Origin of the sequence: Paenibacillus sp. NPDC057967, from assembly GCF_042887015.1 — a bacterium.
GTDB lineage: Bacteria > Bacillota > Bacilli > Paenibacillales > Paenibacillaceae > Pristimantibacillus.
In genome coordinates this window covers 1-23515 of the sequence record NZ_JBHVQB010000004.1, presented here as the reverse complement: position 1 = coordinate 23515, position 23515 = coordinate 1, and the positions used below count along the sequence as shown (strand labels likewise).

Here is a 23515-nt window from a genome sequence, read left to right as displayed (position 1 = left end):
TTTACACTCATAGTGAGCAGGTTAACGCCTTGCTCAATACCAATGAGGAGGTACATGATGGAGACGATTAAGAGAAAGAAACCTTCCGGGATACGGAAGGGACTGCTTACTATGCTTGCCGCGGCGCTTATGACGCCGCTCATCAGTTTCGCTTCACCTGATCCGGTGCATGCGGCGGATTCCTACCTGCTTTCACAAAACAGGACCGCCTACGCATCGTCAAGTGAAAGCGGCATGACGCCCAATCAAGCCGTTGACGGAAATTCAGGTACGCGATGGTCGAGCGCGTGGGGCTCGGACGACGAATGGATTTATGTCGATCTGGGAGCACAGGCAACGATTGACCGCATCAAAATTCAATGGGAGGGCGCTTATGCAAGCGCATACAAGATTCAAACCTCCAATAACGAAATGAATTGGTCAGACATTCATACTGTAGTGAACGGTGATGGGGGCGTTGATGATCTGGCGATCGAAGGCCAAGGCCGGTTCGTCCGCATCCTGGGATTGGAGAGAGCGCTTAGCGCATACGGCTACTCCATCTTCGAGTTTGAAGTATACGGTACGGGCGGCATTAACGAACCGCCTCTGCAATATGGTCCCAATGTCGCTCTGAGCCGGCCAGTCGTCGCTTCTTCTTATGAGCAATCCGCATACTTGCCGCCAAATTCCACTCTTCCGGCACATGCGGTAGACGGCAACCCTGCGACACGGTGGAGTTCGAACCACACGAATAATGAATGGATCTATGTCGACCTTGGCAGCAAGCGCACAATCGGGCGCATTGTGCTTCAATGGGAAGCTGGGGGCCGTACGTATGATCTGGAAGTGTCGGATGATGCCCAGAACTGGACGCCGATCTACAGGGAGCTGTACGGAGCCGGCGGCAAGCAAGATATTCAGGTTTATGCCTCCGGGCAATACGTACGCATGAAGGGCATTAGCCGGGCAACCAGCTTCGGCTACTCGCTCTTTGAGTTTGAAGTTTACGATTATGTGGCGGGCCATCCGCAGCCTTCGCATCCGATCCCGGCTTTACCGCAGCGCAGTATTGTGCAGGCCGGTGAAGGCAGCTACCTGACGAATGATATCGGCATGCCCCAGCCTAATTATCCACAATACAAAACATCAAACGTCAATACGCCGATCGCCTCCAATGACTGGTGGCAGTCGATGCTCATCAAGCCTTTGGGTGATCCCATCATTACGTTGCCGCTGAAGTCCCGCTTTACGCCGCAAGGACTTAGCATTCTGAATCCGGGTACGGGATGGATGGACAGCGCAGGCAATGCGGTGAACGCAGACGGTCCGCCGGACCTGTATCTGATGGCGAACAATATCAACACCTCCAAAATGTCGAACCGCGTAACAGGCTATAGCGACTTCGCCGTAGATGCTGTACTGAGCGACGACACTACGGATAAGATGAAAGTAACTTTCGTAAAAGGCTCGCCGTATGTGTTCAGCCGGTTCAGCGACGCTAATTCGGTAGAACTGTACTCATCGCTCATTACGCAAATTACTGACGGAAACGGAACACCGATTCTCGCTTCTGACGGCGCGACGTTCACGGGCGACCGGATTGGGATTCGCATTGCCAATACGGACGGCAGTCCGCAAGGTACGATCCAGACCAGATATTATGGCATGTTCGTACCGCCAGGCACCGTGTTCCAAAAAGCGGGGGCCAAGCTGAAGCTTCAGCTCGGAAGCGGAGGCAACTATGTATCGCTGGCTTCACTGCCATCCGCTTCTGCACTTGATTTCTATTACCAGCATGCTTATGCGTTCGTAACAGATACCGGTGTAACGTACAGCTACAATTCAGCGGATGCTACCGTTACTACGAATTTCCAAGCAGAGACGCAGCTCGTACGCAGCGGTTTCTCGAACCAGACGCTGCTGGCGCTGTATCCTCATCAGTGGAAAATGACGACGTCCGCACTCACCTCACATTCGTATCCGTCCATTCGCGGTACGCTGAAGGTGCGCGAGGGCAATTCCTTTACCACCGTGGACCGCTTCTACGGCATGATACCGCAATTCACGGAACCTGCGAATTCGGAATACTCGCGTGCGCAGATGGTAGAGTATCTGGAAATTCTGGACGAGGAAACATCTGGAAATCTGATGGCGGCAGACGCATACTGGCAGGGCAAGCGGCTTCATCCGCTGGCAATGAGCGCACTGGCTGCCAATGAGATGGGCGAAATCACACTGCGGGATAAGTTCCTAAGCCGGATCAAATTGATCCTAATTGATTGGTATACGTATACCGACGGCGAACCGGACTACTTCTTCTACTATGATCCGCATTGGGGCACGATGTACTACAAAACGAGCGAATTTGGCGCCAACTACGGCATAACCGACCATCACTTCACCTATGGCTACTACGTATTCGCATCTGCTGTTCTGTCTACCTTCGATGACGGCTTCCGTCAGGATTATGAGCCAATGATTGATCATCTCATCCGCGATTATGCGAATCCGTCGGACAACGACCCGCTCTATCCGCGCTTCCGTGCCTTCGATCCGTATCAGGGCCATTCATGGGCAGGGGGATACGCGGACAATCCGAACGGCAACAATCAGGAGGCAGCCGGAGAATCCTTGTTCGGCTGGGTTGGCCAATACATGTGGAGCTTGCTGCAAGGCGATACGGCGAACCGCGACGCCTCCATCTATGGCTTTACCACAGAGCTGAAAGCGATTGAGCAATATTGGTTTAATTATGACGGGGACAACTGGCTGCCAGAATGGACGCATAAGTCGGTGGGCCAAGTGTATGGCACTTCGTATTTCTACGGCACATTCTTCAGCGGTGAAGATGAGCATATCTACGGCATCCACTGGCTGCCTACTAGCGAATATTTGACGAGCTATGCCTTTAACAAATCCAAAGCAGCTGATCTGTACGCTGGATTCGTAGCCGACAATGGCGGCCCGGAGACGGATTGGCAGCATATTATTTGGCCGATTCAGGCGCTAAGCGATCCGCAAGCCGTTCTGGCCAAGTGGCAAACGACGACTATGCAGCGCAATGAGATTTTCAACACGTATTGGTTCGTTAACAACATGGCATCGCTTGGCGAGAGAACAACGGATGTCTGGGCAACCGGCTGGAGCGGAGCTTCCGTATACAAGAAAAACGGACAATATACCGCTCAGATCTGGAACCCGACTTCCAGCGCGGTAACGGTAACGTTCAAAAACAGCTCAGGTACAACTGGCACCGCGATTGTCGGACCCAAATCGCTTGTATCCGTTAACCCGCTGCAAAACACGAATGCCGCAGACGATTGGGTCGAGTGGGATGGCGGAGACGGCTCCGGCGGCGAGCAGCCCGATGTGAATCTGGCGTTAAATCGTCCAACGACCGTCTCTTCAGTTGAAGGTCCTTTCGCAGGCGGCGGAGCAGTTGACGGTGACCCTGGCACGCGCTGGGCATCCCAATACAGCACGAATCCGGAGTGGATCGCAGTCGATCTCGGCAGCGAAAAAACGATCAGCTCTATCAAGCTAACCTGGGAAGCAGCATATGCTAAATCCTATAAAATTCAATTCTCGAACGACGGATCATCTTGGAACGATATCTATAGCACAACGACAGGGGACGGAGGCGTCGACGAGATCGCAGTAAGCGGCAGCGCTCGTCATGTGCGCGTCTATGCGACGGAGCGAGCTACACCTTACGGATATTCCATTTATGAGCTGGAGGTATACGGAGGGGGCAATCTACCATCGGAGTCCTTGCTGTCGCAAGGCAAAACCGCTTCGGCTTCCTCTATTGAAGTCCCGTTTGACGCTAGCCTAGCATTCGACGGAGACAGCGCTACACGCTGGGCATCCCAGCTCGGCAATGATGAAGAGTGGATCAGCGTAGACTTAGGGCAAGCACGAACGCTGACCCGCATCGAGCTGAATTGGGAGACGGCATACAGCAAGTCTTTCAAGCTGCAAGTATCGAGTGACGGCTCAGACTGGACCGATCTGTACAGCACTGTAACAGGAGCGGGCGGTACGGAAACGATTTCAGTGAGCGGGAACGGGCGTTTTGTACGATTAAGCGCTACAGAACGCGGAACGCCATACGGTTACTCCCTGTACAACTTCGGGGTATATGGTTATTAAAAAAATAAGGTAAGCTTCAGACGACTGCATCGAAAATCGGTGCGGTCGTTTGTTGATTTTAATTAATGAGATTAAGTTTACATAAAAATAGTTACGTTCACAATTATTATATTAGTAACATTTAAAAATGAATCAAGTGGTGTATTGTAACTAGAATTAAAGTTATTCCCAATTATTGGCGGATTCCCTTCAAAAAGTGTGTAGAGGGATCATGAACTCCATAATTGGAAGAAGAGGCTGATCATCTCGTCCAGCCTCTTGTGCTTGCAGCTGTATTTTAGCTAAATTCATAATTCGCTTGCGGCAAAGCTTGGAATGGAAGGACGGACGCTGCTCATCGCACGCTGCTTCGTCTCGTCGAGCACATGCGTATAAATTTGCGTTGTCGATATGTCTTCATGGCCCAATAACTCCTGAACTGCACGAAGGTCAACACCGCTGCGCAGCAGATCGGTTGCAAAGGAGTGTCTGAGCTTATGCGAAGAGAGCGGCATGCCTTTTAAATGCGGAAATTGCTCCTTCAAGGCGTCAAATGTCGCTTCTGTAACGGTCTGAACCATTCGCTTGCTAATGCGGCGTCCGAATTGCGATATAAAAAACGCATGCTCGTCTTTCTTGTTGCGCGGTTCGAGCCGTTCGTCAGTCAAGTAATGCTGCAGCAGCTCCAGCAGCTCCGGGGGGAGGGGGATGTGGCGCCACTTGTCGCCTTTGCCCCGAACGCTTAGCGTGTTCCCGCTGATATCGATCGTATTCAGCTTTACGATTTCGCTGACGCGCAGACCGGCATAAGCCATTAAAGCAACAATAGATACATCACGTACACGATATTTGCCCTCGATCAGCCCCATGCAAGAATCCAGGTACTGCTTTTCCAGAAAGGCGGGCTTACGGTTTTTGTCCACCTTGGCTTTCTCAATATCCATCGCGGGATTGGCCGATGCCGCGTTGAACTTAATCATCACCTTATAGAAGAGGCGAATAGCAGATTGGCATCGGTTGCGATAGCGGGCACCCGCTCCCGTTTCGCGCACGAGGGTGAGATGGTTCATAATATCAATGTTCGTGACGTCCGTTATTTTTTTGCCGTCTATGTTGATCAGAAAATGCTTCAGATCGTGAAGATAAGCCGCCTGGGTATCCTTGGCATATTCCCGGTCTTTCATGTACATTTGGAACAATTGAAGCTCTCGCTCATACGTTTCGGATGGATAAGTCATCAAGTCACACCTGTTCTCGTTGTTTGTAATCAAAGTTGCATTAAATATAGATTTAATGCAATTTTATCACACCTTTTTTTCGGAAAAAAGAGCCTAAAATGAGTGATTGGAGAACGTTACGTGACATATCTCTCGTTCATTCGCTTTCACACCCGTGTTACGCCAGTAGTAAGGCCGTAATATTGCCTTAAATCAAACAATACCTGGAAACCACATGAAAGCACAGTTAAACTGTCATAGAAGAAAGGAACCCTGAGTTTGAGAAAGGGAGGAGAAAATGAATATGAATTTATTTGCGAGCGAAATTAACGGATGGGATTCATGGGGCAAATTATATCAAACGATCTCTGCCTTTGAACCTTTGATAAGAAGTATATTTGTTAAAGAAAAGCTTCATTTTACAAAAATAGAACATTGTACTCCCGGTACTAATGCAGTATTTAAGGTGGGAGGTTATGTGATAAAAATATTTGCACCAAAGGAATCCGGCATAGACAGCACAGCAGATTTTGAAACCGAATCATTCGCTATGCATAGAGCTTTTACGCTTGGTGTCTCTGTACCAAAACTTGTCACAAGCGGATTTATACAAGACAAATACAGATTTTCATATATGATTATGGACTATATCGAAGGTACTGAAATAAACAAATTAAACAAAAGCCTTACTTTTGAAGAGAAGGTTACGATAGGTGAGAGGTTACGTTTAATAACTGATGCAATAAACACACCTTGTAGTTCGTTTAATGGTATTGATGTTATCCACGATAAAGATAGACATAACCGATGGGAAAAATACACGAAGCATTTCAGAAAAGAACGGCTGAATTATATTCATTCTCATGAATTTGGCGAAAAAGTATTTGTTCACGGGGACTTAAATGGCGATAACCTTTTACTTACCCCTGATCAAAAGCTGTATATCATTGATTTTGCCGATGCCGTACTTGCTCCCGTTGTCTATGAACATGCATTGATTGCGTGTGAATTATTTCAATTTGATACAGCATTTATGACAGGCTACTTTGGCAATTACAGTATTGATGAAATAACCGAGCTTGTTTTTAACGGATTATTGATACATGATTTTGGCGGTCATGTTATCGAACAACATGTTGGACAGCCAAGTGAAATTGACAGTTTGAGAAAGTTACGTGAACGGATTTATTTGTCGATCAAAAACAGTTAAAGGGCATAAAACTTGAATAGGAGTGATTGGTATGCGGCAATTCAACCACAATCGAAAGGAGCATTATGACATGGACAAAGAAAAGAGGATTTTAACGAATGCATATTATGAATATAGGGATTCTCGCGCACGTAGACGCCGGGAAGACGAGTCTGGCTGAGCGTATTTTGTTCGATACGCATGTCATTAACGAGCTGGGAAAGGTCGATCATGGAAATACACAGATGGATGCGATGGAATTGGAGCAAAAAAGAGGCATCACGATCAAGGCGTCCGTCGTTTCTTTTTTCGCCCATGGTTTGAAGATCAATTTAATCGACACGCCGGGCCATGCGGATTTCATCGCGGAAGTGGAGCGGTCTCTGAGCGTATTAGACGGTGTTATCCTGGTTGTTTCGGCGGTGGAGGGTGTACAAGCGCAAACCAAAATACTGTTTTCCGTCTTGAATAAAATGGGGATTCCTACGATTCTATTCGTGAACAAAATGGATCTCCCTGGCGCTCAATTCGATGCCACGAACATGCGGATCCGCGACAAACTGACCCCCAACGTTATTTCTCTCTGCCGAGTTGAACATGCAGGAACGAAGTTGGCGTCTGTTTCCGAACACTCTTTTGATTGGAAGACGGAACCAGCATTTCTGGAACAATGCATCGAACTCGTGGCAGAGTATGACGAAGAATTGTTGGAGTCTTACGTTAACGGCGAATTTATTTCGGAAGGGCAAGTAAAGGAAGCATTTGCTAAGCAAGTCAGACAAGGGAATGTATATCCGGTTTATTTCGGTTCCGCCGTGACGGGAAAGGGCGTATCCCATTTACTCGTCGGTGTATCCGAGTGGTTTCCGGTGAATAAGCATACGGAGAAAGAGGCGTTGTCGGGTGTCGTGTTCAAGCTCGAAAAGGAACCGTCAGGCGAAAAAGCGGCTTATGTCAGACTGTTCTCAGGCAGCATGAACATGAGGGAACAAATAAAGCTACAGCGAAAAAACAAGCAGGACGAATATGAGACGCGAATCTGCAAAATCAAAAAACTGCATGCCCTAATAAACGGAAAGTCAGTTCCCGCTGCCAAAGTAACCTCCGGGGATTTGGGCAAAGTATGGGGACTCGAGAACGTGCAGATCGGGGATATCATCGGCGAACAGTCCGATACGATCAAGCGCTTCAGCTTCGCCGTTCCGCAAATGGAGACGCGAATCGAACCGGTAGAACCAAACAAAGCGCATCAGCTGTACCAGGCGCTTATTGGCATGTCGGAGGAAGATCCGTTAATCCAAGTGGTGAAAGATGATGTTCATCAAGACCTGTATATCCGCATTTTTGGCGAAGTGCAAAAAGAAGTAATTGAGGCGGTGTTGCAGGAGGATTATGAATTAGATGTCCGGTTCTCGGAGACGAGAACCATCTGCTTGGAAAAACCGGCAGGAACGGGGCAGGCGCTAGAGATCATCATGGAGGGCAATAACCCTTTTTATGCGACTGTCGGACTAAAAGTCGAGCCCGGCTTTCCAGGAAGCGGGCTCGACTACCGCCTGGAAGTCGAGCCCGGCTCGCTGCCGCTTGCCTTCCATAAAGCCATTGAGGAGACGGTTTGCACTACTTTGAAACAAGGCTTGTACGGCTGGGAAGTCACCGATATTGTCGTCTCCTTGACCCAAACCGGTTATTTCAGCCCGGTATCTGCAGCGGGCGATTTCAGAAAGCTGGTGCCTCTTGTATTGATGGAGGCGCTTGCGCAAGCGGGTACCGCTGTATATGAGCCTATTCTTGTGTTCGAGTTAACGGTGCCAGCAGAGATGATGAGCAAAGCGGTATTCAAACTATCCGCAGTACGTGCGGTTGTACACGAAACAGCTATTCATAACGACACGTTTTATATAACAGGCACCATCCCCGTAGCCGCCACAGAAAGCTTCAAGAGAAGCTTGCGTACATTTACCCGGGGTGAAGGCGTCATGCTGGTCGAGCCGGCCGGATTCATCAGGATGAACGGCGATTTTCCGACAAGAGAGCGAACCGATTACAATCCGTTGAATCGGAAAGAATATTTGCTTCATATTCTGCGCGCTTATTGAGGCCATGTCCGTTCACATACAGGATTTGCAACCCGAGTGCAGCTCATTTTCCACTCGGGTTGTTTGTCGTGAGCGCATACTAGATTATTTGGAAATCCCGTCAGAGCTATGGGTGCAGAGATTCCGGCAAGAGCTGCAAGATAACATGGACATTAGTGCGTGGAAACCGATAAGGTGAGAATGTGATAACCCCTAGTAATGAACTACTTGGGTTTCTGAATCGGCTCGTCGACTTCACCGCGAAGCAAGGCGATTTCATGCTTGTAGGGCGGGTTGCTATATTTCTTCTCGCCAATCGATGGAGTCTCCAGCAGCTTCGGAATGTCATCTAATTGCGGATGATGGACCACGTATCTCAGCGCCTCAAGCCCAATATAGCCATGACCAATATTCTCGTGGCGATCCTTGTGGGAGCCGCGGGGATTTTTGGAATCATTGACGTGAATGACCTTAATCCGGTCAATCCCGATGATACGGTCAAACTCCTCCAGTACGCCGTCAAAGTCCTCTTTCACCTTGTAGCCCGCATCATGAATATGGCAGGTGTCCATACATACGGATAAACGCTCATTGTGTTTTACGCCCATCATGATCGCTGCGATTTCCTCAAAAGTACGGCCGCATTCCGTTCCTTTGCCCGCCATCGTCTCTAGTGCGATCTGGACATTGCGCTTCTCGGTTAATATTTCGTTTAAACCTTCTATAATCTTCAGCAAACCGGGAACTGTACCCGCTCCGCCATGCGATCCCGGATGAACGACAATCTGATCTGAACCGAGGTATTCTGTCCGTTCAACCTCCGAACGCAGAAATTCAACCCCGTGCTCAAAACGGCCGGGGTCTGTCGTATTGCCTAAATTAATGATGAAAGGGGCGTGGACGACGATATGGCTAATGCCATGTTCCTTCATATGCGCATGCCCAGCCTCTACATTAAGCTCGGTTAATGGCTTGCGCCGCGTATTATGCGGGGCTCCCGAATAGATCAGAAACGTATTCGCACCATAAGAAGCCGCTTCTTCACTCGCTTGAAGCAGCATTTTTTTGCCGGACATCGATACATGAGAACCAACTAATAAGGCCATTGCGTTCATCCTTCAACTCTTTTTGTTCTTATTGTTGCCTTGTTATGAATTCAGTAAGCACGGCTGGATCTTTCATGCTCAAAACAAATCAGTGACAAAGGGCTTGGCGCAGATCAAGCTCTCATGATACTGTGGAAATAGCACATTCACAAGGAAGAATAGATACTACTACTTCATCTAGAAAGCAGGGATTCCATGCTAACTCCAGTCACGCTTCAAGGAAATATTATCCGGCTAGAACCTATGACCATCGATCATGCGGGCGATCTATATGCCGCAGCTATGGAGGACCGGGCAACTTATTCGTATACCAATGTACCGGAGAGTGCTCAGGAAGCGCAAGCTTACATACAGGGCGCTTTGTCCGGTTGGGAAGCGGGCCGTATGCTGCCGTTTGTCGTGCGCCATATGGAATCAGACCGTATCATTGGATCAACGAGATTTCTTGATTTGGACGTGTTTGGCTGGCCTCCGCCATGGCCGCCAGGCGTAACGAAAGGGTTATCGCCATCTGATGCAAATCCGCCAACCGTAGCGGAAATCGGAAGTACCTGGTATTCGGCCACAGCTCAGCGGACAGGCGTCAATACGGAATGCAAGCTGCTTCTGCTTAGTCATGCGTTCGAGGTATGGCGTTCAGTTCGTGTGACACTTAAGACGGATGCCCGCAACATGCGGTCTAGGCAGGCGATCGAACGGATCGGCGCGTTATATGAAGGGATACGAAGAGCCCATGTGCCCGCAAGTCATGGCGGAATACGGGATACAGCCTATTACTCGATACTTGCTGAAGAGTGGCCGGAGGTTCGTGCGAATTTGACGGATCGGCTTCAAAGAAGCTACGAGTAGCGAAAAATCGGGGGAGAGAACATTTGTTCGAAGTTAGATATGGATTCAGGTGCAATGGGGGATGCCAGTATCGTAATCAGCTGAATGGAAGAAAAAGCCGTCGCATACGCGTCGGCTTTGTGCTAGTTACGATTACCTTTAAATATCTATGTCTGAAGCGTATGGGACGGCATCTCTTCCTTTACGCGCTTAGCTTGCGTTTCAGGTTTGTAAACCAGGTTTGGGTAAAGCGAACTTGCTTCTCCCATTCGGCTTCACGAACTTTCCACAGCTGATGCGATACGTAATCATTCATGAACATGGTTGCCAACTCCCTTTTCTCTTGTCATGCTTCCATTATGCGTCACATTTCCCCAGAGAAAAAGTGTACATTGCTGCTTCCCGTTTTCCCCTTTTACAGAACTTATGAATTGCCGCTCCTACCACGCATCTCACAAGGTGCTTTTCACCCGCCAGGATTTAAGATATAGTAGCCTAATGAGCAAGCCCTCCTAAAACCATTCCAAAAAGGTGATTGACATGACATCGTACGAACGCATCTTAACGATGGTCCCGCCATTTCCCTAGCTACGCTCCTCCTATAACTAACCAATAGACCATGCTTGTAGGAGGGCATACAACGTGAATAAAAAGGCAGCACCATCTTTATTGTTAATGATTGTATTAGTCGCGTTTCCGCAAATTAGCGAAACGATTTATACCCCGTCGTTGCCGGACATCTCGGATGCTTTCGACGCATCGAATCGTCTGGTTCAAATGACGTTAAGCATTTACTTCATCGGATTTGCGCTAGGCGTATTCTGCTGGGGCTGGATGTCCGATCTGATCGGGAGAAGACCTGCCATGCTTGCCGGTCTTGTGTGCTATGGCATCGGCAGTCTGATGTGCTTACTGTCGCCAACTATCGAGTGGCTGCTCGTGAGCAGACTCGTACAAGCGTTCGGCGCAGCAACAGGCTCTATCATTACGCAGACGATCCTGCGCGAGAGCTTTTCAGGGAATGCACGAAATGCCGTGTTTGCCCAAATCTCGGCGGTTATCGCTTTTACACCTGCGGTAGGGCCGCTTATTGGCGGCTGGGTGGACCAAATCTGGGGATTCGAAGCGGTATTCTTCGTACTGGTCGCCATAAGTGTAGGGCTATTCGCGTATGCCTACGCCAAGCTGCCGGAGACACATCCGCCTGATGCCAGAGTTCGTGCAGCTGTGGTTCCGGTTATAAAGCGGATGATCACCTCACCGCGGGTGATCGCCTTTGCGTTGCTAATAGGCGGCATTAACGGCGTGCTCTTCAGTTATTACGCCGAAGCTCCGTTTATTTTTATCGACCACTTTAAGCTGTCGACTGGCTTATATGGCTTTCTAGGCATTATGGTTGCATTAGCGACAGCAGCAGGAGCGATGTACTCTAGGCGGTTACTGCCTCATTATCGTCCGGAGACGATCATTCATCTAGGATTGGCGGTCATGACAGGCGGTGCATTGTTGCTGGTTGGCGTGAATGCCATGGAGATGGCTGATAGCGTTTTGTTCTGGTCGATAATTGTTTCACTATTCATCATGCTGTTAGGTGCAGGCATGGCATTGCCGAATTGCCTAAGTCTGGCGCTTGTCGACTTCCGCGATGTGGTGGGAACAGCAGGGGCTATCTTCAGCTCGGGCTATTATGTACTCGTCAGTCTCATTACAATGGGAATGGGACTGCTCCATACCGGATCACTGATGACGATGCCGATTTATTTTATGACATTAAGTATCGGAATGGCTGTGATCGGCTTTGTCTGGGTTAGAAGAAAGCCGTAAAGGCTGCGACTTGTAGAGATACTGTTATGAATGCAGAAAAGAAATAAGAAAATGAGCATGATTGGATAAGCGCCGGAGCGGGAGGCGCTTATTTTTTTTGGAATTGTATCCTACAGGGAGAATTAAGATAGCGTTAAGCTTCTGTTTTATTTGAATTTAAGCTAATTTGTTACATTAGACTCACACAAGCATGACGATACAGGGAGGAATTACGTGATGAAGAAGACACTTTTCGTTTTGTTAAAAGTATTGGGCATCATTTTGCTAGTCATCATCGCTTTATTGGTGATTATGTATGCCGTTAATGCGGTTAGCAACCGGTCAGAGGAGGCTAAAATACAGTCGTATGGCCAGCATGTGACGGTTGACGGAAAAAATATGAATGTGCTCATTCAAGGCAGCGGGGAAGAAACGATTGTGCTGTTTCCTGGATATGGCACTGCAGCGCCGGCACTTGATTTCAAGCCGCTCGTGGACGAGCTTGCTCCATTCTATAAGGTCGTTGTTGTGGAGCCATTCGGCTACGGATTAAGTGATATCACTGAAAAAGAACGTACGATAGAGAATATAACTTCCGAGCTTCATGAAGCTCTACAGCAGTTAAAGATTGATCGCTATATCCTCATGGGGCATTCTATCTCCGGTATATACGGGTTAGAGTATGTCAATCAATACCGGAATGAAGTTAGTGCGTTTGTGGGGATCGACACCAGTGTTCCAGCACAAGGCGGAGGAGAAGAGCTGCCTGTTGATGCCATGAAAATGTTGAAGGATTCAGGATTTTACCGTCTGCTTTTAAAATTATCTCCAGACCAAGTGATTGCCCCAGACGTCGACGAGGAGACAAAAGAGCAGATTCGAATACTCACCCTTCGAAATATGATGAATGCCAACATCGCCAACGAATCCAAGTACTTTGACGATAACTTCAAAGCGGTAGAGCACAAGCAATTCCCAGCAGATCTGCCACTCATTTTCTTCCTTGACGGAAGTTCGACGGATGTAGAAAACTGGATTCCGATGCATGAAGAACAGGTCAAAGATTCGATTAATGGGAAAGTCGTAACGATGGAGGACGGTACTCATTACTTGCATCACCAGTATTCCAAAGAGATTACAGAGCAATTCAGAGCGTTCATGAGCGAGATTGCAGCTGATTAATCACATTCGACGACGAGAAATGATCGAGCGGACCGCATGATACGGTTCGCTTTTTTTCATACACAAATCATTTAATGGTATTAGTTAACATAATATTTATTACGTAATTCACGGAGCTGAATCTCCCTTAAAAAACAAATCCCCCATTCAACGCTTGTTAGCGTGATAGGGGGATTCTCGTTGTTTATTCGTAAATATCCGTCAGCAGCTTGCCGAGCCGCTCCATTGCTTCTTGCTCTTGGTCCCCGTCAATTTCAAGCGTAACCTCATCCTGTGCGGCTATGCCAAGGGTAAGCATGCTGAGCGAGCTTTTGCCGTTCACTTTTTTGCCTTTGTTTTCGACTTTAATCGTGCAAGGGAAGGCGGATGCCGCTTGAACAAACGCTTTGGCAGGTCGTACGTGGAATCCTGTCGGATTGATAATCGTAAATGTTTTGCTAATCATAACGTTGCCTCCTTAAGATTGGCTTCTAACGAAGTCTTGAATCTCATCTTGTGTAGCCTTTGTTAATGCCTGTTCAGCTAGCTGCGACCAGCGCTCATAGGTGAGACGGCCGATCTGTGCTCTTGCGGGCAGAATCGAGCTTGCACTCATGCTGAATTCATGCAGTCCAAGACCGAGCAGCAAGGGAATAGCCGACTCGTCGCCAGCCATCTCCCCGCACATGCCGACCCATTTACCTTCCTTGCGCGCTGCTTCAATAACCATTCGAACAAGGCGAAGGACTGAGGGATTACATGGCTGGTACAGATAAGAGACGGTTTCATTCATACGATCGGCCGCCATTGTATACTGGATCAAGTCGTTCGTGCCGATGCTGAAAAAATCTACTTCCTTGGCGAACAAATCAGCGGATACCGCCGCCGCCGGAATCTCGACCATCATTCCGATTTCGATTGTATCTGAGACAGGGATTCCTTCTGCCAGAAGCTTGGCTTTTTCTTCTTCCAGAAGCGCCTTGGCATCCCGCAATTCACTCCATACGGCTATCATCGGGAACATAATCTTCAAGTTTCCATAGCTGCTTGCCCGCAGAAGCGCGCGCAGCTGTGTACGGAATAGATCGGGACGCTCCAGACATAGGCGCAATGCACGCTGTCCAAGAAACGGATTTGCTTCCTTCGGTAATTCCAAATAAGGGAGCTCTTTGTCGCCGCCGATATCGAGCGTTCGGATAACTACCGGCTTGCCGTTCATTTTCTCCAGCACATATTTGTAGCTGGTGAACTGTTCATCTTCTGTAGGCAGCGAGCTGCGGCCCATATAGAGAAACTCGGTTCGGAATAAGCCAATCGCCTCAGCGCCATTGTCCAGAGCCTTCTGAACATCCTCCAGCTTGCCGATGTTGGCAGCCAGCTCTACGCGATGGCCGTCATCGGAAAGGGAAGGGCGGCTAACCCACTTGGCCAGCTCCGCTTGCTGCTGGTCGTATTGTTCTTTTTTGCCTGTGAAATCTTGCTGCTGCTGCTCGCTCGGGTTAATCGTGACTGTCCCATTCGTTGCGTCAAGCAGCGCCAACGCTCCTGTCTGGATATCATCGCTTAGCGCTCCGACACCAACAATCGCGGGAATACCCAGCGAACGGGCCATAATGGCCGAATGCGAGGTTCGGCTGCCGATTTCAGTAATAAAACCTTTGACCACCCCTATATCCAGCTTAGCGGTATCTGAAGGTGCAAGATCGTTCGCAACGATAATACAAGGTTCCGTTAATTGCGATAGATCGGTTTGTGTGACGCCGCTCAAGCGTCCGATCAGCTTGCCGGATACGTCACGAACATCAGCCGCGCGTTCTCTCAGATACTCGTCGTCCATCTGCTTTAAAACTTCGATGAAGGAAGAGGAGGCGGTGTGTACCGCATATTCGGCATTGACCGATTCATTTTGGATCGCTTCTATAACTGCATCTATAAGATCGGGGTCTTCCAATATCATGAGATGACCCTCGAAGATTTCCGCTTTTTCTTCACCAAGCTTAGCTTTCACGGAGTCGCGAAGCTGCTCCAGCTCTGCCCGTGTCTCGCGCAGCGCAGCCTGCAGCCGCTCGATTTCCGACTTGGTATCTGTAATGGTTGTTTCTTCAATGACGGGCTGACTGTTGCGATAGATCAAGATCGGTGCGACTGCCATGCCTGGCGATGCCTTAATGCCTTGCAATAACCGTGTCATATGCGATCACTCCTTTCCTTCTTCAAGGTATTGTAAGCTTCCAGTACAGCGGCATGAAGCGGGTGATTCTCATCAAGGCCGGTGAACTCAGTCACCGCAGAGGAGATCCCATCCCGGCTAATCGTTTCCTGAATCTGCACCGCTTCCGGATCATCCTGAGAATCAAAGAGCAGCGCAGCTGCCATCGCTTGGGCCAGGTACGGCGTTTCAATCCCAAACTCATAGGCGGATAGGGCAGGACGTACGAGTCTATCATTTGGAGAAAGCTTGCGAATCGGGGAACGGCCAACCCGAACAACCTCATCGGTCAGATGCGGATTACGGAACCGCTCCAGAATAGTTTGAGTATAACGTTTATGCTCATCTGCATCAAAGCCATATTGTGCGATTAGCGCACTGCCCGTCTCTTGCATGGCGCCTTCTACTTGCGCCACAATAGACGGCTGCCTCATAACCTCTTGTATGGTGCCCAAGCCTTGCAGATAGCCATGATAGGCTGCGCAGCAATGTCCGGTATTCACGGTGAACAGCTTGCGCTCAATGTAAGGCTCCAGCTGATCCGCATAGTGAACACCCGGAATCTCTTTATGACTGGGTGGCAGGGAAGAGCGGTCTACTTCCCACTCGTAGTAAGGTTCGACAAGCACTTTGAGACGATCCTCATGCTGCTGAAGAGGAACAATGCGGTCAACCGCAGCGTCGGGGAAGAAAGCCATTCGGCTTGCCTCTGCTTGTTGCTGCTCCGTAAGATGGCTATAGACAAGCTCTTGAAGCTGTCTGCTTCCGCCAATGGCATTCTCGCAGGCAATGAGGACTAGCGGGCCGCCTGACTGCTCGAGCCTTCTAACGATACCCGAGGCAATTGAACCGGCAATATGCTTAAGCACATTCACGCCTACGGCTGTTGTGACCAGATCGGCCCCGGCAACCGCCTCGGCGACTTGCGCCTGGTCACTGCCATGAATGGCGGTGACATGATCTACTGTAAAGGATTGTTGCTCGTCACCGGCATACACGACGGAATATTGCCTACGCTCCTGAAGCAGCCGGACAAGCTCTTGATCCACATCTACAAATGTGACTTGATAGCCGGCTTGAGACAACAGCAGGCCAATAAAACCGCGCCCGATGTTGCCTCCGCCAAAATGTACGGCCTTCATTATTCCATACCTTCTGCAAAGATGCCAAGAAGCTCTTCTTTGCTCGAAGCGTTCAGAATCCGCTCCATATCGTCTTCATCCGATACAAGAACGGCCAGGCTGGACAGCAGCTCCAGATGCTCATCGCCTACGGCGGCAAGACCGATGACAAGACGAGCGGCTTCACCGCCGAAGTCCACTTCATTCGCCAGTACAACGACGGAGATGCCTGTCGATTGAATCAAGCTTTTGGAATCATTTGTGCCATGGGGCATAGCGAGCCCGCCGCCCAGGTAGGTAGAGGAGACTTGCTCACGCTCAATCATTTTGTCCACATAGGCGGCAGGTACGTGGCCCGCATCGACCAGCAGCTGTCCGGCAAGGCGGATCGCTTCGAATTTATCGGCAACGGATGCGTTCAAAATAATGGTGTTTGTTGTCAGTATGCTCATGATGGTTCTCTCCATTCCAATTTGGATTTCATATATATCTCTAGTTGGCGTGACATGAAGGAGCGGATTCGCTCCGCTATGCCTTCATTCAATAGCTGGTTCATCTCTGGCTGAAGCAGCATCGCACTAATCTCACTGAGCAGCTCCAATGCGATCCGGTTCAAGCCTGCCGGAGCCAGCATAATAAGAAATTGCGAGGCAAGCTGCTGTTCCTGTTCATTCATGAGAAGCGGCTCTTGCAGGCGGAACAGCGATATCAACGGCTTTGTGATAAGCTCGCTTCGGGTATGGAACATGGCCAGGCTCGTATCCGGGATAAACACGCTGCCTTGCTGCTCGCGCTGAATGAGCAGATTGGCAATCGCATTCGTATGCTGTCGATCGTCTTCCTTAAGCATGAGCGGCAGCGCATCCTTCAGCAGCCCATCAAGCTTTGGAGTACGCCCGTGGTCCAGCTCATAGACATGGAACGACTCCAAAATCATCACCGTTTCCATTGCATAACGGTTGAGCAAATTAAGCCTTTGCCATGCATCTTGCCTATCATCCTTCTCATCCACGATCTCAGGGGATACCGATAACTCGCGAATATGACTGCGCAGCCGTTCGGCTTCATCCTTAGTCAGAAGGGGACTGAGCTTAATATAACGATCAGTCTCAATCGGCAAATCGACTGTAGATATGATCAAATCATATTTCTCACTCGGCATGCGTGACGCTTCATACCAGGAGTAGTGCCCAAGCAGCTCCACTTGCGGCACTTCCTTGACGATGCGAACGGCAAGCAGCTTGGAGGAGCCGATGCCGCTCGTGCAAACGAGCAAGGCCCGCACTTGTCTTGGAACAAGCTTCCAACGCTCCATGGCTGCGCCGAAATGCATAGCTAGATAGCCTGCTTCTTCTTCGGGTATAACAAGGTCCGTCCATGCTTTCGCAGCACTGCGAATAGTCGACTCCAACAAGGATTCATAGTCGTTTTTGATTTGAGCGAGCAGGGGATTGCGAATCGCTTCACCCTGTTGCAGCCGCTCCAGCGCATGTCCCAGATGGCTGATCAAGCCTTCAAGCAGCGTTCGATCTTTGTGAAAAGGGGTACCGGTTTCTTCCTCCATCAAGCGTATGAGTGATATCGCACGCTCGGCGAGTCCAAGCCCGTATTGCTCCAGCAGTGCAGATGCGCTGCGCTTTTCTTTTTCTTTGGCCTGATCCAGCAGTGACTGCATATAGCTAAGCTCCTCATCAGGCATTGCGTCGATCCCGAGGGAGGAGGAGAGGGCATTCAGCTTTTGTTTGCTTTCCTCACTGATTTGGACGGAGGATAGACGGGCAGCAGACGAGATCAAATGTCCTTTTTGGATACGGATAAAGGCAACGGATAACCGTACAAGGAGCCGGTTATAGTCGGCTTCTCTTAGCCGCCTGACCCAATTCTCGTCCAGCTGCCATAAAGTGCGCTCTACCGAAAACAAGGCATCATGGCCTACTAGCTTCAGCAGCTCATGAGTGGTTGGCCATATTTCTTTTCGGGATAAGGCGCCAAGAAAATCATCGATATATTCCTCCGCCAGCTTGACAATGAAATTGCGGCGGTCTGTTTCCTCACCCGTAATCTCTATGCCGTACCCGCGCCTGCGAACGAGAGCAAGACCGCTGTTCGTCAGTGATGTCTCCAGCTCTTCCAGGTCACGGCTGACGGTAGGAATCGCCGCTTGAACCTCGCTTGCGAGAGAGAAGAGCTTGATCGGTTCATCCTGACTAAGGAGTTGACAGAGGATGAGCACCTTGCGTTCTTCAGGGGAATACGTCTCGGTATCGGATCTCCGCAGCTGCTCTTGAAACTCGCTGAGGCTGCGCTGATCGCCCATGAGCTTAATGCCGGAGCCGGATTTTTTGACAAGTGCTATATCATAGCCAGCCAGTACGGGGTCTAGTATTTGAAGCTCCCGATGAACCGTTCTGGAGCTAATCCCAATGGTCTGACCCAGCTGATCGGCTGTAATATCGTCCTGCCGGCTAAGCAGCAGCTCCAATATTTTGCGTTGTCTATTGGATACTTTCATAGTCCGGCGGCCTCCTTTACGGAAAATTAACGTAACGCGGGCGTATCTGCACGCCAGCGTTACGATTTCTTATTATGTGCCTAATCGGCTTACTAACTCGTCATACTGCGGGCTTTTCAGGAAGTCATCGATGGAGATATGCTCCGCTGCAGGAACCTTCAGCCGCGCCCGATCTGTCAGTGTCTTATGCGTAATGACGATATCAGCGTCACTTGGAAGATCGTTGATCGCCGTATTAATGACCGTCACATCAATGCCTGCTTTCGTCATCTTCTTCCGCAGGATGGAGGCGCCCATCGCGCTTGAGCCCATGCCCGCATCGCAGGCAAATACGATTTTTTGAACGTTTTCGATCGTTTTAGGCGCCGCTTCTGGAGCTGGGGACGCTACCGCTGTCCCTTTCGCCTGAGCTTTCATTTCTTTCATTTTGGTCTGTGCAGATTCCAGATCTTCGCCATCCTCTTTTTGCTTGGATGTCTTCATCAGCAGGGCAGCGACGAGGAACGATACAATCGTTGCTACAACAACACCGCTAAGCATCGGCAGCCATCCGCCCTTTGGCGTCATGGCAAAGTAAGCGAAGATACTGCCCGGTGAAGGGGTGGCTACAAGGCCTGCTCCAAACAGAACGAAGGTGAACGTACCAGCAACACCGCCGGCAATCGCTGCCAAAATCAGTCTCGGGTTCATCAGGATGTACGGGAAGTAGATCTCGTGAATACCGCCCAAGAAATGAATGACAACCGCGCCTGGAGCAGATTGCTTGGCAGCTCCGCGTCCGAACAGCCAGAAGGCGAGCAGGATGCCAAGACCCGGGCCTGGATTCGATTCCAGCATGAAAATAATCGATTGCCCAGTTTTCGTCGCTTGATCAAGCGCGATCGGGCCTAGCACGCCGTGGTTAATGGCATTGTTCAGGAACAATACTTTGGCCGGCTCAATAATGATATTCGTGAGCGGCAGCAGTCCCGCGTCAATCAGCCATTGAACGCCGTTAGCGAGCCCTTTGCTGATCATCTCGACTACCGGGCCAATGCCTTTGTAGGCACCGAGCGCCAGAAGTCCGCCGATAATCCCGGAGGAGAAGTTGTTGATCAGCATCTCGAAGCCGGAAGGAATCTTGCCTTCGATCGACTGATCGAACTTTTTAAGTATCCATGCGGCCAGCGGGCCGATAATCATGGCTCCGAGGAACATCGGAATGTCTGAGCCGATAATAACCCCCATCGTAGCCACAGCGCCGATGACACCACCGCGCGTGCCGTGAATCATTTGGCCGCCGGTATAGCCGATCAGAATCGGCAGAAGATAGGTAATCATCGGTCCGACGAGTGTCGCCAGACTTTCATTCGGGAACCATCCGGTTGGAATGAACAGGGCCGTGATCAAGCCCCAAGCAATAAAAGCGCCGATATTAGGCATAACCATGCCGCTCAAGAATCGTCCAAATTTCTGAATAGCGACTTTGGCACCGCCTTGCTCGGAAGCGGAGTGCTGTTGTTGACTCATGATCAGTTGACCTCCTTAATAGGGTTAATTATTCATAAATGCTTTCTTGAAGCTGTAGTCATCATAATACGTAAGCGTTTTCAAGTTCAATCAAATGAAAAGCAGCTTTCGTCATGAAAGCTGTTGACAATATGTTATGATGGCGCAAAAAAAAGCATGAATAATTTAAGATGAAAGCGCATTATAGCGGCATTTTGCAGCTAGTATTGAACATATGCAAGCGATAGGAAGGACATATCAGAGACAACCGTTCGTTATGAGAGGAGCGGCCCTATATATCCTTTATTTACTTTTAATCTAAGCGCCATACTTCTTCCATTTGGCCGCCCGGTTCGTCATGCAGCTGGACCAAGGGAAAGTGAGTATCGGCCTGATCCTTTTGTTCATTATTGTTACGCTATGCACCAATGTTATTCAGCATATCGAGACTTTGGATTTGATTGAACACTCATATGCGCAGATGGATAAAGCGGGGGAGTAGAGCCAAATATGTTGGGACATTCACTATGATTGATGGTGAGTCCGTTTTGTGGCTGACAGGAAAATGGTAATGAAGCGGGTGATGATTAATATGGTTAAATAATGAAACAAGTTGACTTCATTATTATGGATATATCTTGTGTTTGCCTCAGATATATTCGCTCCTTCCAAAGAGTATAGTTGAAGAGCGCCCTACTGACGCCATATCCATCGTACATTTTATAGCGATAACCGCCGTTAGATTTCATGATCTATGAATTCATTTATAATTAGGGGATAGGTTGAAGTTGAAACAAACCTATCAACAAAGGCGGGGTAAAACCGGCAATGAAAGGTGAAGCGAATGGAATGAGAGCAATGAGAGGGAGATATCTCTCTCCATCACTTCGAGACGATAACGTTGAAATCAGCCTTTACTGGTTCAATGAAGAAACGAATGAATGGATAGAACTGAATACTATCGGGATCGAATGGGAGAAGGGTGTCGTAAGCGGTACAACCGACCACTTTACCAAATTTGCAGTATTTCGAAACCTGTAGCGGAAAATGAATATGGAGTTCACTTTAACGATTTGAATGGCCACTGGGCGTTTCTACATGGGCACAGAAGGCGGTCGTTGTCGCAGTAGAGCATGGAATGATTGCCGGTTATCCGGATAACACGATGAAACCCCAAGCCCATGCAACCAGGGCGGAATCGGTAACTGTCATATTAAAAGCTATCGAAAAAAAATCAAATGACCCCAAATCAATGTCTCATTTTATTGGAAAAGGATGAAACTCTAATTTGACGGGTTTCATTCTTTGTCTTGGGACAACAAGAATACTGACCGTTGAAACAAAAGTGGGTGCATAACATTAGTTTGAATCAAAACAGGATGCATAATTAACAGAACTACAACTATCATCCGCTACAGGGCTGGATCGTCTGACTAGCGACCGAAATTATGCTGCTGTCTGCGGGATGATGCAGATCTTCCAGGGCTACTGACTGCGAACGGGGTTAGGCATGATTTGGGGTACGGAACCCATCAATCAACATGAAAGTTATGAAAAATCTAGCGTATTACAGGCGAGGAAAATGCTCGTCCTATCTCTTCTTATTGGTCGGTTATGGATGGATATCGTTTGTTATACTACCAGCTCGAGCAACCTGAATACCGATCCAATACTCATTTAGTCAACGCCTTTTGCATTCGCAGGTTCTAGTGCTGACAAGTTCTCAACTTTCTGGTTGTGGAATTGCTCATGAACTATGGCTCCTGATCGTTCGGAATAGAGGCAGGCATAGCCTCACTCGTTTTATATGAATATGTCTTCACCAAGCTATATTATTTTAAAAAACTAAAATTGGAGTTGTTCTGAGAAATATCGTTCCTACACATATGTAATTAATTACCTGTAGCTATTGTGAAACAGCCATGTTATATTATTAGTCCGGCCGCGAGATACAAACGGCGGATACGAAAGAGATTGTTCTTTGAAAACTGAACAACGAGCGAAACTGCCCTGTTAATTCTAAGGAATTAATAGATAGAAGAAGAGCTCACATTGACCTTGGTCAGTGTGAAGAACTTCGAAGCAACAACGTAATGAGCATTTCAAACTAACTTTTATGGAGAGTTTGATCCTGGCTCAGGACGAACGCTGGCGGCGTGCCTAATACATGCAAGTCGAGCGGACCTAACGTTTCTTCGGAAACGTGGGGTTAGCGGCGGACGGGTGAGTAACACGTAGGTAACCTGCCTGTAAGACTGGGATAACATTCGGAAACGAATGCTAATACCGGATACGCGAATCGGTCGCATGACTGATTCGGGAAAGACGGAGCAATCTGTCACTTACAGATGGACCTGCGGCGCATTAGCTAGTTGGTGAGGTAACGGCTCACCAAGGCGACGATGCGTAGCCGACCTGAGAGGGTGATCGGCCACACTGGGACTGAGACACGGCCCAGACTCCTACGGGAGGCAGCAGTAGGGAATCTTCCGCAATGGGCGAAAGCCTGACGGAGCAACGCCGCGTGAGTGATGAAGGTTTTCGGATCGTAAAGCTCTGTTGCCAGGGAAGAACGCTTGGGAGAGTAACTGCTCCCAAGGTGACGGTACCTGAGAAGAAAGCCCCGGCTAACTACGTGCCAGCAGCCGCGGTAATACGTAGGGGGCAAGCGTTGTCCGGAATTATTGGGC

16 protein-coding genes and 1 rRNA gene are annotated in these 23515 nt (G+C 49.0%); 9 read left to right on the top strand and 8 right to left on the bottom strand.

What is annotated here, in order from left to right; all coding sequences use genetic code 11:
- The first annotated feature begins 54 nt into the window (after positions 1 to 54).
- Positions 55 to 4134 (top strand): discoidin domain-containing protein, encoded by a 4080-nt coding sequence (locus tag ACFVSO_RS10350; protein ID WP_387472918.1) that lies wholly within the window; start codon positions 55 to 57, stop codon positions 4132 to 4134.
- Between the two features lie 287 nt (positions 4135 to 4421).
- Here ACFVSO_RS10350 and ACFVSO_RS10345 read toward each other — a convergent pair whose 3' ends face one another.
- On the bottom strand, positions 4422 to 5351 hold the full coding sequence (locus ACFVSO_RS10345) for a tyrosine-type recombinase/integrase (RefSeq protein ID WP_387472916.1): 930 nt from the start codon (positions 5349 to 5351) through the stop codon (positions 4422 to 4424).
- A 283-nt stretch (positions 5352 to 5634) separates the two neighbouring features.
- Between ACFVSO_RS10345 and ACFVSO_RS10340 the strand changes: the two genes are divergently transcribed.
- Together ACFVSO_RS10340 and ACFVSO_RS10335 are read left to right on the top strand one after the other, a co-directional pair.
- Entirely contained in the window at positions 5635 to 6540 is a 906-nt protein-coding gene (locus ACFVSO_RS10340; protein WP_387472914.1) for a phosphotransferase family protein, read from the top strand.
- A gap of 98 nt (positions 6541 to 6638) precedes the next feature.
- Entirely contained in the window at positions 6639 to 8618 is a 1980-nt protein-coding gene (locus ACFVSO_RS10335) for a GTP-binding protein (RefSeq protein ID WP_387472912.1), read from the top strand.
- 203 nt (positions 8619 to 8821) lie between these two features.
- Here the strand turns inward: ACFVSO_RS10335 and ACFVSO_RS10330 are convergent, their stop codons facing one another.
- A complete protein-coding gene (locus ACFVSO_RS10330; protein WP_387472910.1) occupies positions 8822 to 9703 on the bottom strand; it encodes a deoxyribonuclease IV in 882 nt (293 codons plus the stop codon).
- A 195-nt stretch (positions 9704 to 9898) separates the two neighbouring features.
- On the opposite strand from ACFVSO_RS10330, the gene ACFVSO_RS10325 reads away from it, so the two are divergent.
- The 3 genes from ACFVSO_RS10325 (at position 9899) to ACFVSO_RS10315 (ending at position 13516) form a co-directional block, all read left to right on the top strand.
- A complete protein-coding gene (locus ACFVSO_RS10325) occupies positions 9899 to 10552 on the top strand; it encodes a GNAT family N-acetyltransferase (protein ID WP_387472908.1) in 654 nt (217 codons plus the stop codon).
- A 621-nt stretch (positions 10553 to 11173) separates the two neighbouring features.
- Positions 11174 to 12355, top strand: a complete 1182-nt coding sequence (locus ACFVSO_RS10320) for a multidrug effflux MFS transporter (protein ID WP_387472906.1) — start codon at positions 11174 to 11176, stop codon at positions 12353 to 12355.
- A 216-nt stretch (positions 12356 to 12571) separates the two neighbouring features.
- Complete coding sequence (locus ACFVSO_RS10315) at positions 12572 to 13516, top strand: alpha/beta fold hydrolase (protein ID WP_387472904.1); 945 nt, start codon at positions 12572 to 12574, stop codon at positions 13514 to 13516.
- 184 nt (positions 13517 to 13700) lie between these two features.
- On the opposite strand, the gene ACFVSO_RS10310 is transcribed toward ACFVSO_RS10315, so the two are convergent.
- The 6 genes from ACFVSO_RS10310 to ACFVSO_RS10285 form a co-directional block, all read right to left on the bottom strand.
- A complete protein-coding gene (locus ACFVSO_RS10310) occupies positions 13701 to 13961 on the bottom strand; it encodes an HPr family phosphocarrier protein (protein WP_387472902.1) in 261 nt (86 codons plus the stop codon).
- A 12-nt stretch (positions 13962 to 13973) separates the two neighbouring features.
- Positions 13974 to 15686, bottom strand: a complete 1713-nt coding sequence (gene ptsP, locus ACFVSO_RS10305; protein ID WP_387472900.1) for a phosphoenolpyruvate--protein phosphotransferase — start codon at positions 15684 to 15686, stop codon at positions 13974 to 13976.
- The gene (locus ACFVSO_RS10300) at positions 15683 to 16846 is read right to left on the bottom strand and encodes a mannitol-1-phosphate 5-dehydrogenase (protein ID WP_387472898.1); all 1164 of its coding nucleotides are present in this window, start codon (positions 16844 to 16846) and stop codon (positions 15683 to 15685) included. The genes ptsP and ACFVSO_RS10300 overlap by 4 nt, the downstream gene beginning before the upstream one ends.
- Positions 16846 to 17277 carry a PTS mannitol transporter subunit IIA gene (locus tag ACFVSO_RS10295; RefSeq protein WP_387472896.1) on the bottom strand — a complete coding sequence of 144 codons (432 nt, stop codon included), beginning with the start codon at positions 17275 to 17277 and terminating at the stop codon, positions 16846 to 16848. The genes ACFVSO_RS10300 and ACFVSO_RS10295 overlap by 1 nt, the downstream gene beginning before the upstream one ends.
- Positions 17274 to 19337 (bottom strand): BglG family transcription antiterminator, encoded by a 2064-nt coding sequence (locus ACFVSO_RS10290; RefSeq protein ID WP_387472894.1) that lies wholly within the window; start codon positions 19335 to 19337, stop codon positions 17274 to 17276. The genes ACFVSO_RS10295 and ACFVSO_RS10290 overlap by 4 nt, the downstream gene beginning before the upstream one ends.
- 72 nt (positions 19338 to 19409) lie before the next feature.
- Positions 19410 to 20846 (bottom strand): PTS mannitol transporter subunit IIBC, encoded by a 1437-nt coding sequence (locus ACFVSO_RS10285; protein ID WP_387472892.1) that lies wholly within the window; start codon positions 20844 to 20846, stop codon positions 19410 to 19412.
- Between the two features lie 828 nt (positions 20847 to 21674).
- Here ACFVSO_RS10285 and ACFVSO_RS10280 point away from each other — a divergent pair.
- From ACFVSO_RS10280 to ACFVSO_RS10270, 3 genes are all read left to right on the top strand, one after another.
- Positions 21675 to 21866 carry a hypothetical protein gene (locus ACFVSO_RS10280; protein ID WP_387472890.1) on the top strand — a complete coding sequence of 64 codons (192 nt, stop codon included), beginning with the start codon at positions 21675 to 21677 and terminating at the stop codon, positions 21864 to 21866.
- Between the two features lie 43 nt (positions 21867 to 21909).
- Positions 21910 to 22104 (top strand): S-layer homology domain-containing protein, encoded by a 195-nt coding sequence (locus tag ACFVSO_RS10275; RefSeq protein ID WP_387474245.1) that lies wholly within the window; start codon positions 21910 to 21912, stop codon positions 22102 to 22104.
- A gap of 834 nt (positions 22105 to 22938) precedes the next feature.
- Positions 22939 to 23515: ribosomal RNA gene (locus tag ACFVSO_RS10270) — 16S ribosomal RNA — on the top strand; the annotation flags it as partial.

Coding starts and splice junctions, on each gene's coding strand:
- ACFVSO_RS10285 (WP_387472892.1), bottom strand. CDS start 20,846: ATGAGTCAACAACAGCACTCCGCTTCCGAGCAAGGCGGTGCCAAAGTC.
- ACFVSO_RS10335 (WP_387472912.1), top strand. CDS start 6,639: ATGCATATTATGAATATAGGGATTCTCGCGCACGTAGACGCCGGGAAG.
- ACFVSO_RS10330 (WP_387472910.1), bottom strand. CDS start 9,703: ATGGCCTTATTAGTTGGTTCTCATGTATCGATGTCCGGCAAAAAAATG.
- ACFVSO_RS10350 (WP_387472918.1), top strand. CDS start 55: ATGATGGAGACGATTAAGAGAAAGAAACCTTCCGGGATACGGAAGGGA.
- ACFVSO_RS10325 (WP_387472908.1), top strand. CDS start 9,899: ATGCTAACTCCAGTCACGCTTCAAGGAAATATTATCCGGCTAGAACCT.
- ACFVSO_RS10290 (WP_387472894.1), bottom strand. CDS start 19,337: ATGAAAGTATCCAATAGACAACGCAAAATATTGGAGCTGCTGCTTAGC.
- ACFVSO_RS10315 (WP_387472904.1), top strand. CDS start 12,572: ATGAAGAAGACACTTTTCGTTTTGTTAAAAGTATTGGGCATCATTTTG.
- ptsP (WP_387472900.1), bottom strand. CDS start 15,686: ATGACACGGTTATTGCAAGGCATTAAGGCATCGCCAGGCATGGCAGTC.
- ACFVSO_RS10310 (WP_387472902.1), bottom strand. CDS start 13,961: ATGATTAGCAAAACATTTACGATTATCAATCCGACAGGATTCCACGTA.
- ACFVSO_RS10280 (WP_387472890.1), top strand. CDS start 21,675: ATGAGAGCAATGAGAGGGAGATATCTCTCTCCATCACTTCGAGACGAT.
- ACFVSO_RS10340 (WP_387472914.1), top strand. CDS start 5,635: ATGAATTTATTTGCGAGCGAAATTAACGGATGGGATTCATGGGGCAAA.
- ACFVSO_RS10295 (WP_387472896.1), bottom strand. CDS start 17,277: ATGAGCATACTGACAACAAACACCATTATTTTGAACGCATCCGTTGCC.
- ACFVSO_RS10300 (WP_387472898.1), bottom strand. CDS start 16,846: ATGAAGGCCGTACATTTTGGCGGAGGCAACATCGGGCGCGGTTTTATT.
- ACFVSO_RS10345 (WP_387472916.1), bottom strand. CDS start 5,351: ATGACTTATCCATCCGAAACGTATGAGCGAGAGCTTCAATTGTTCCAA.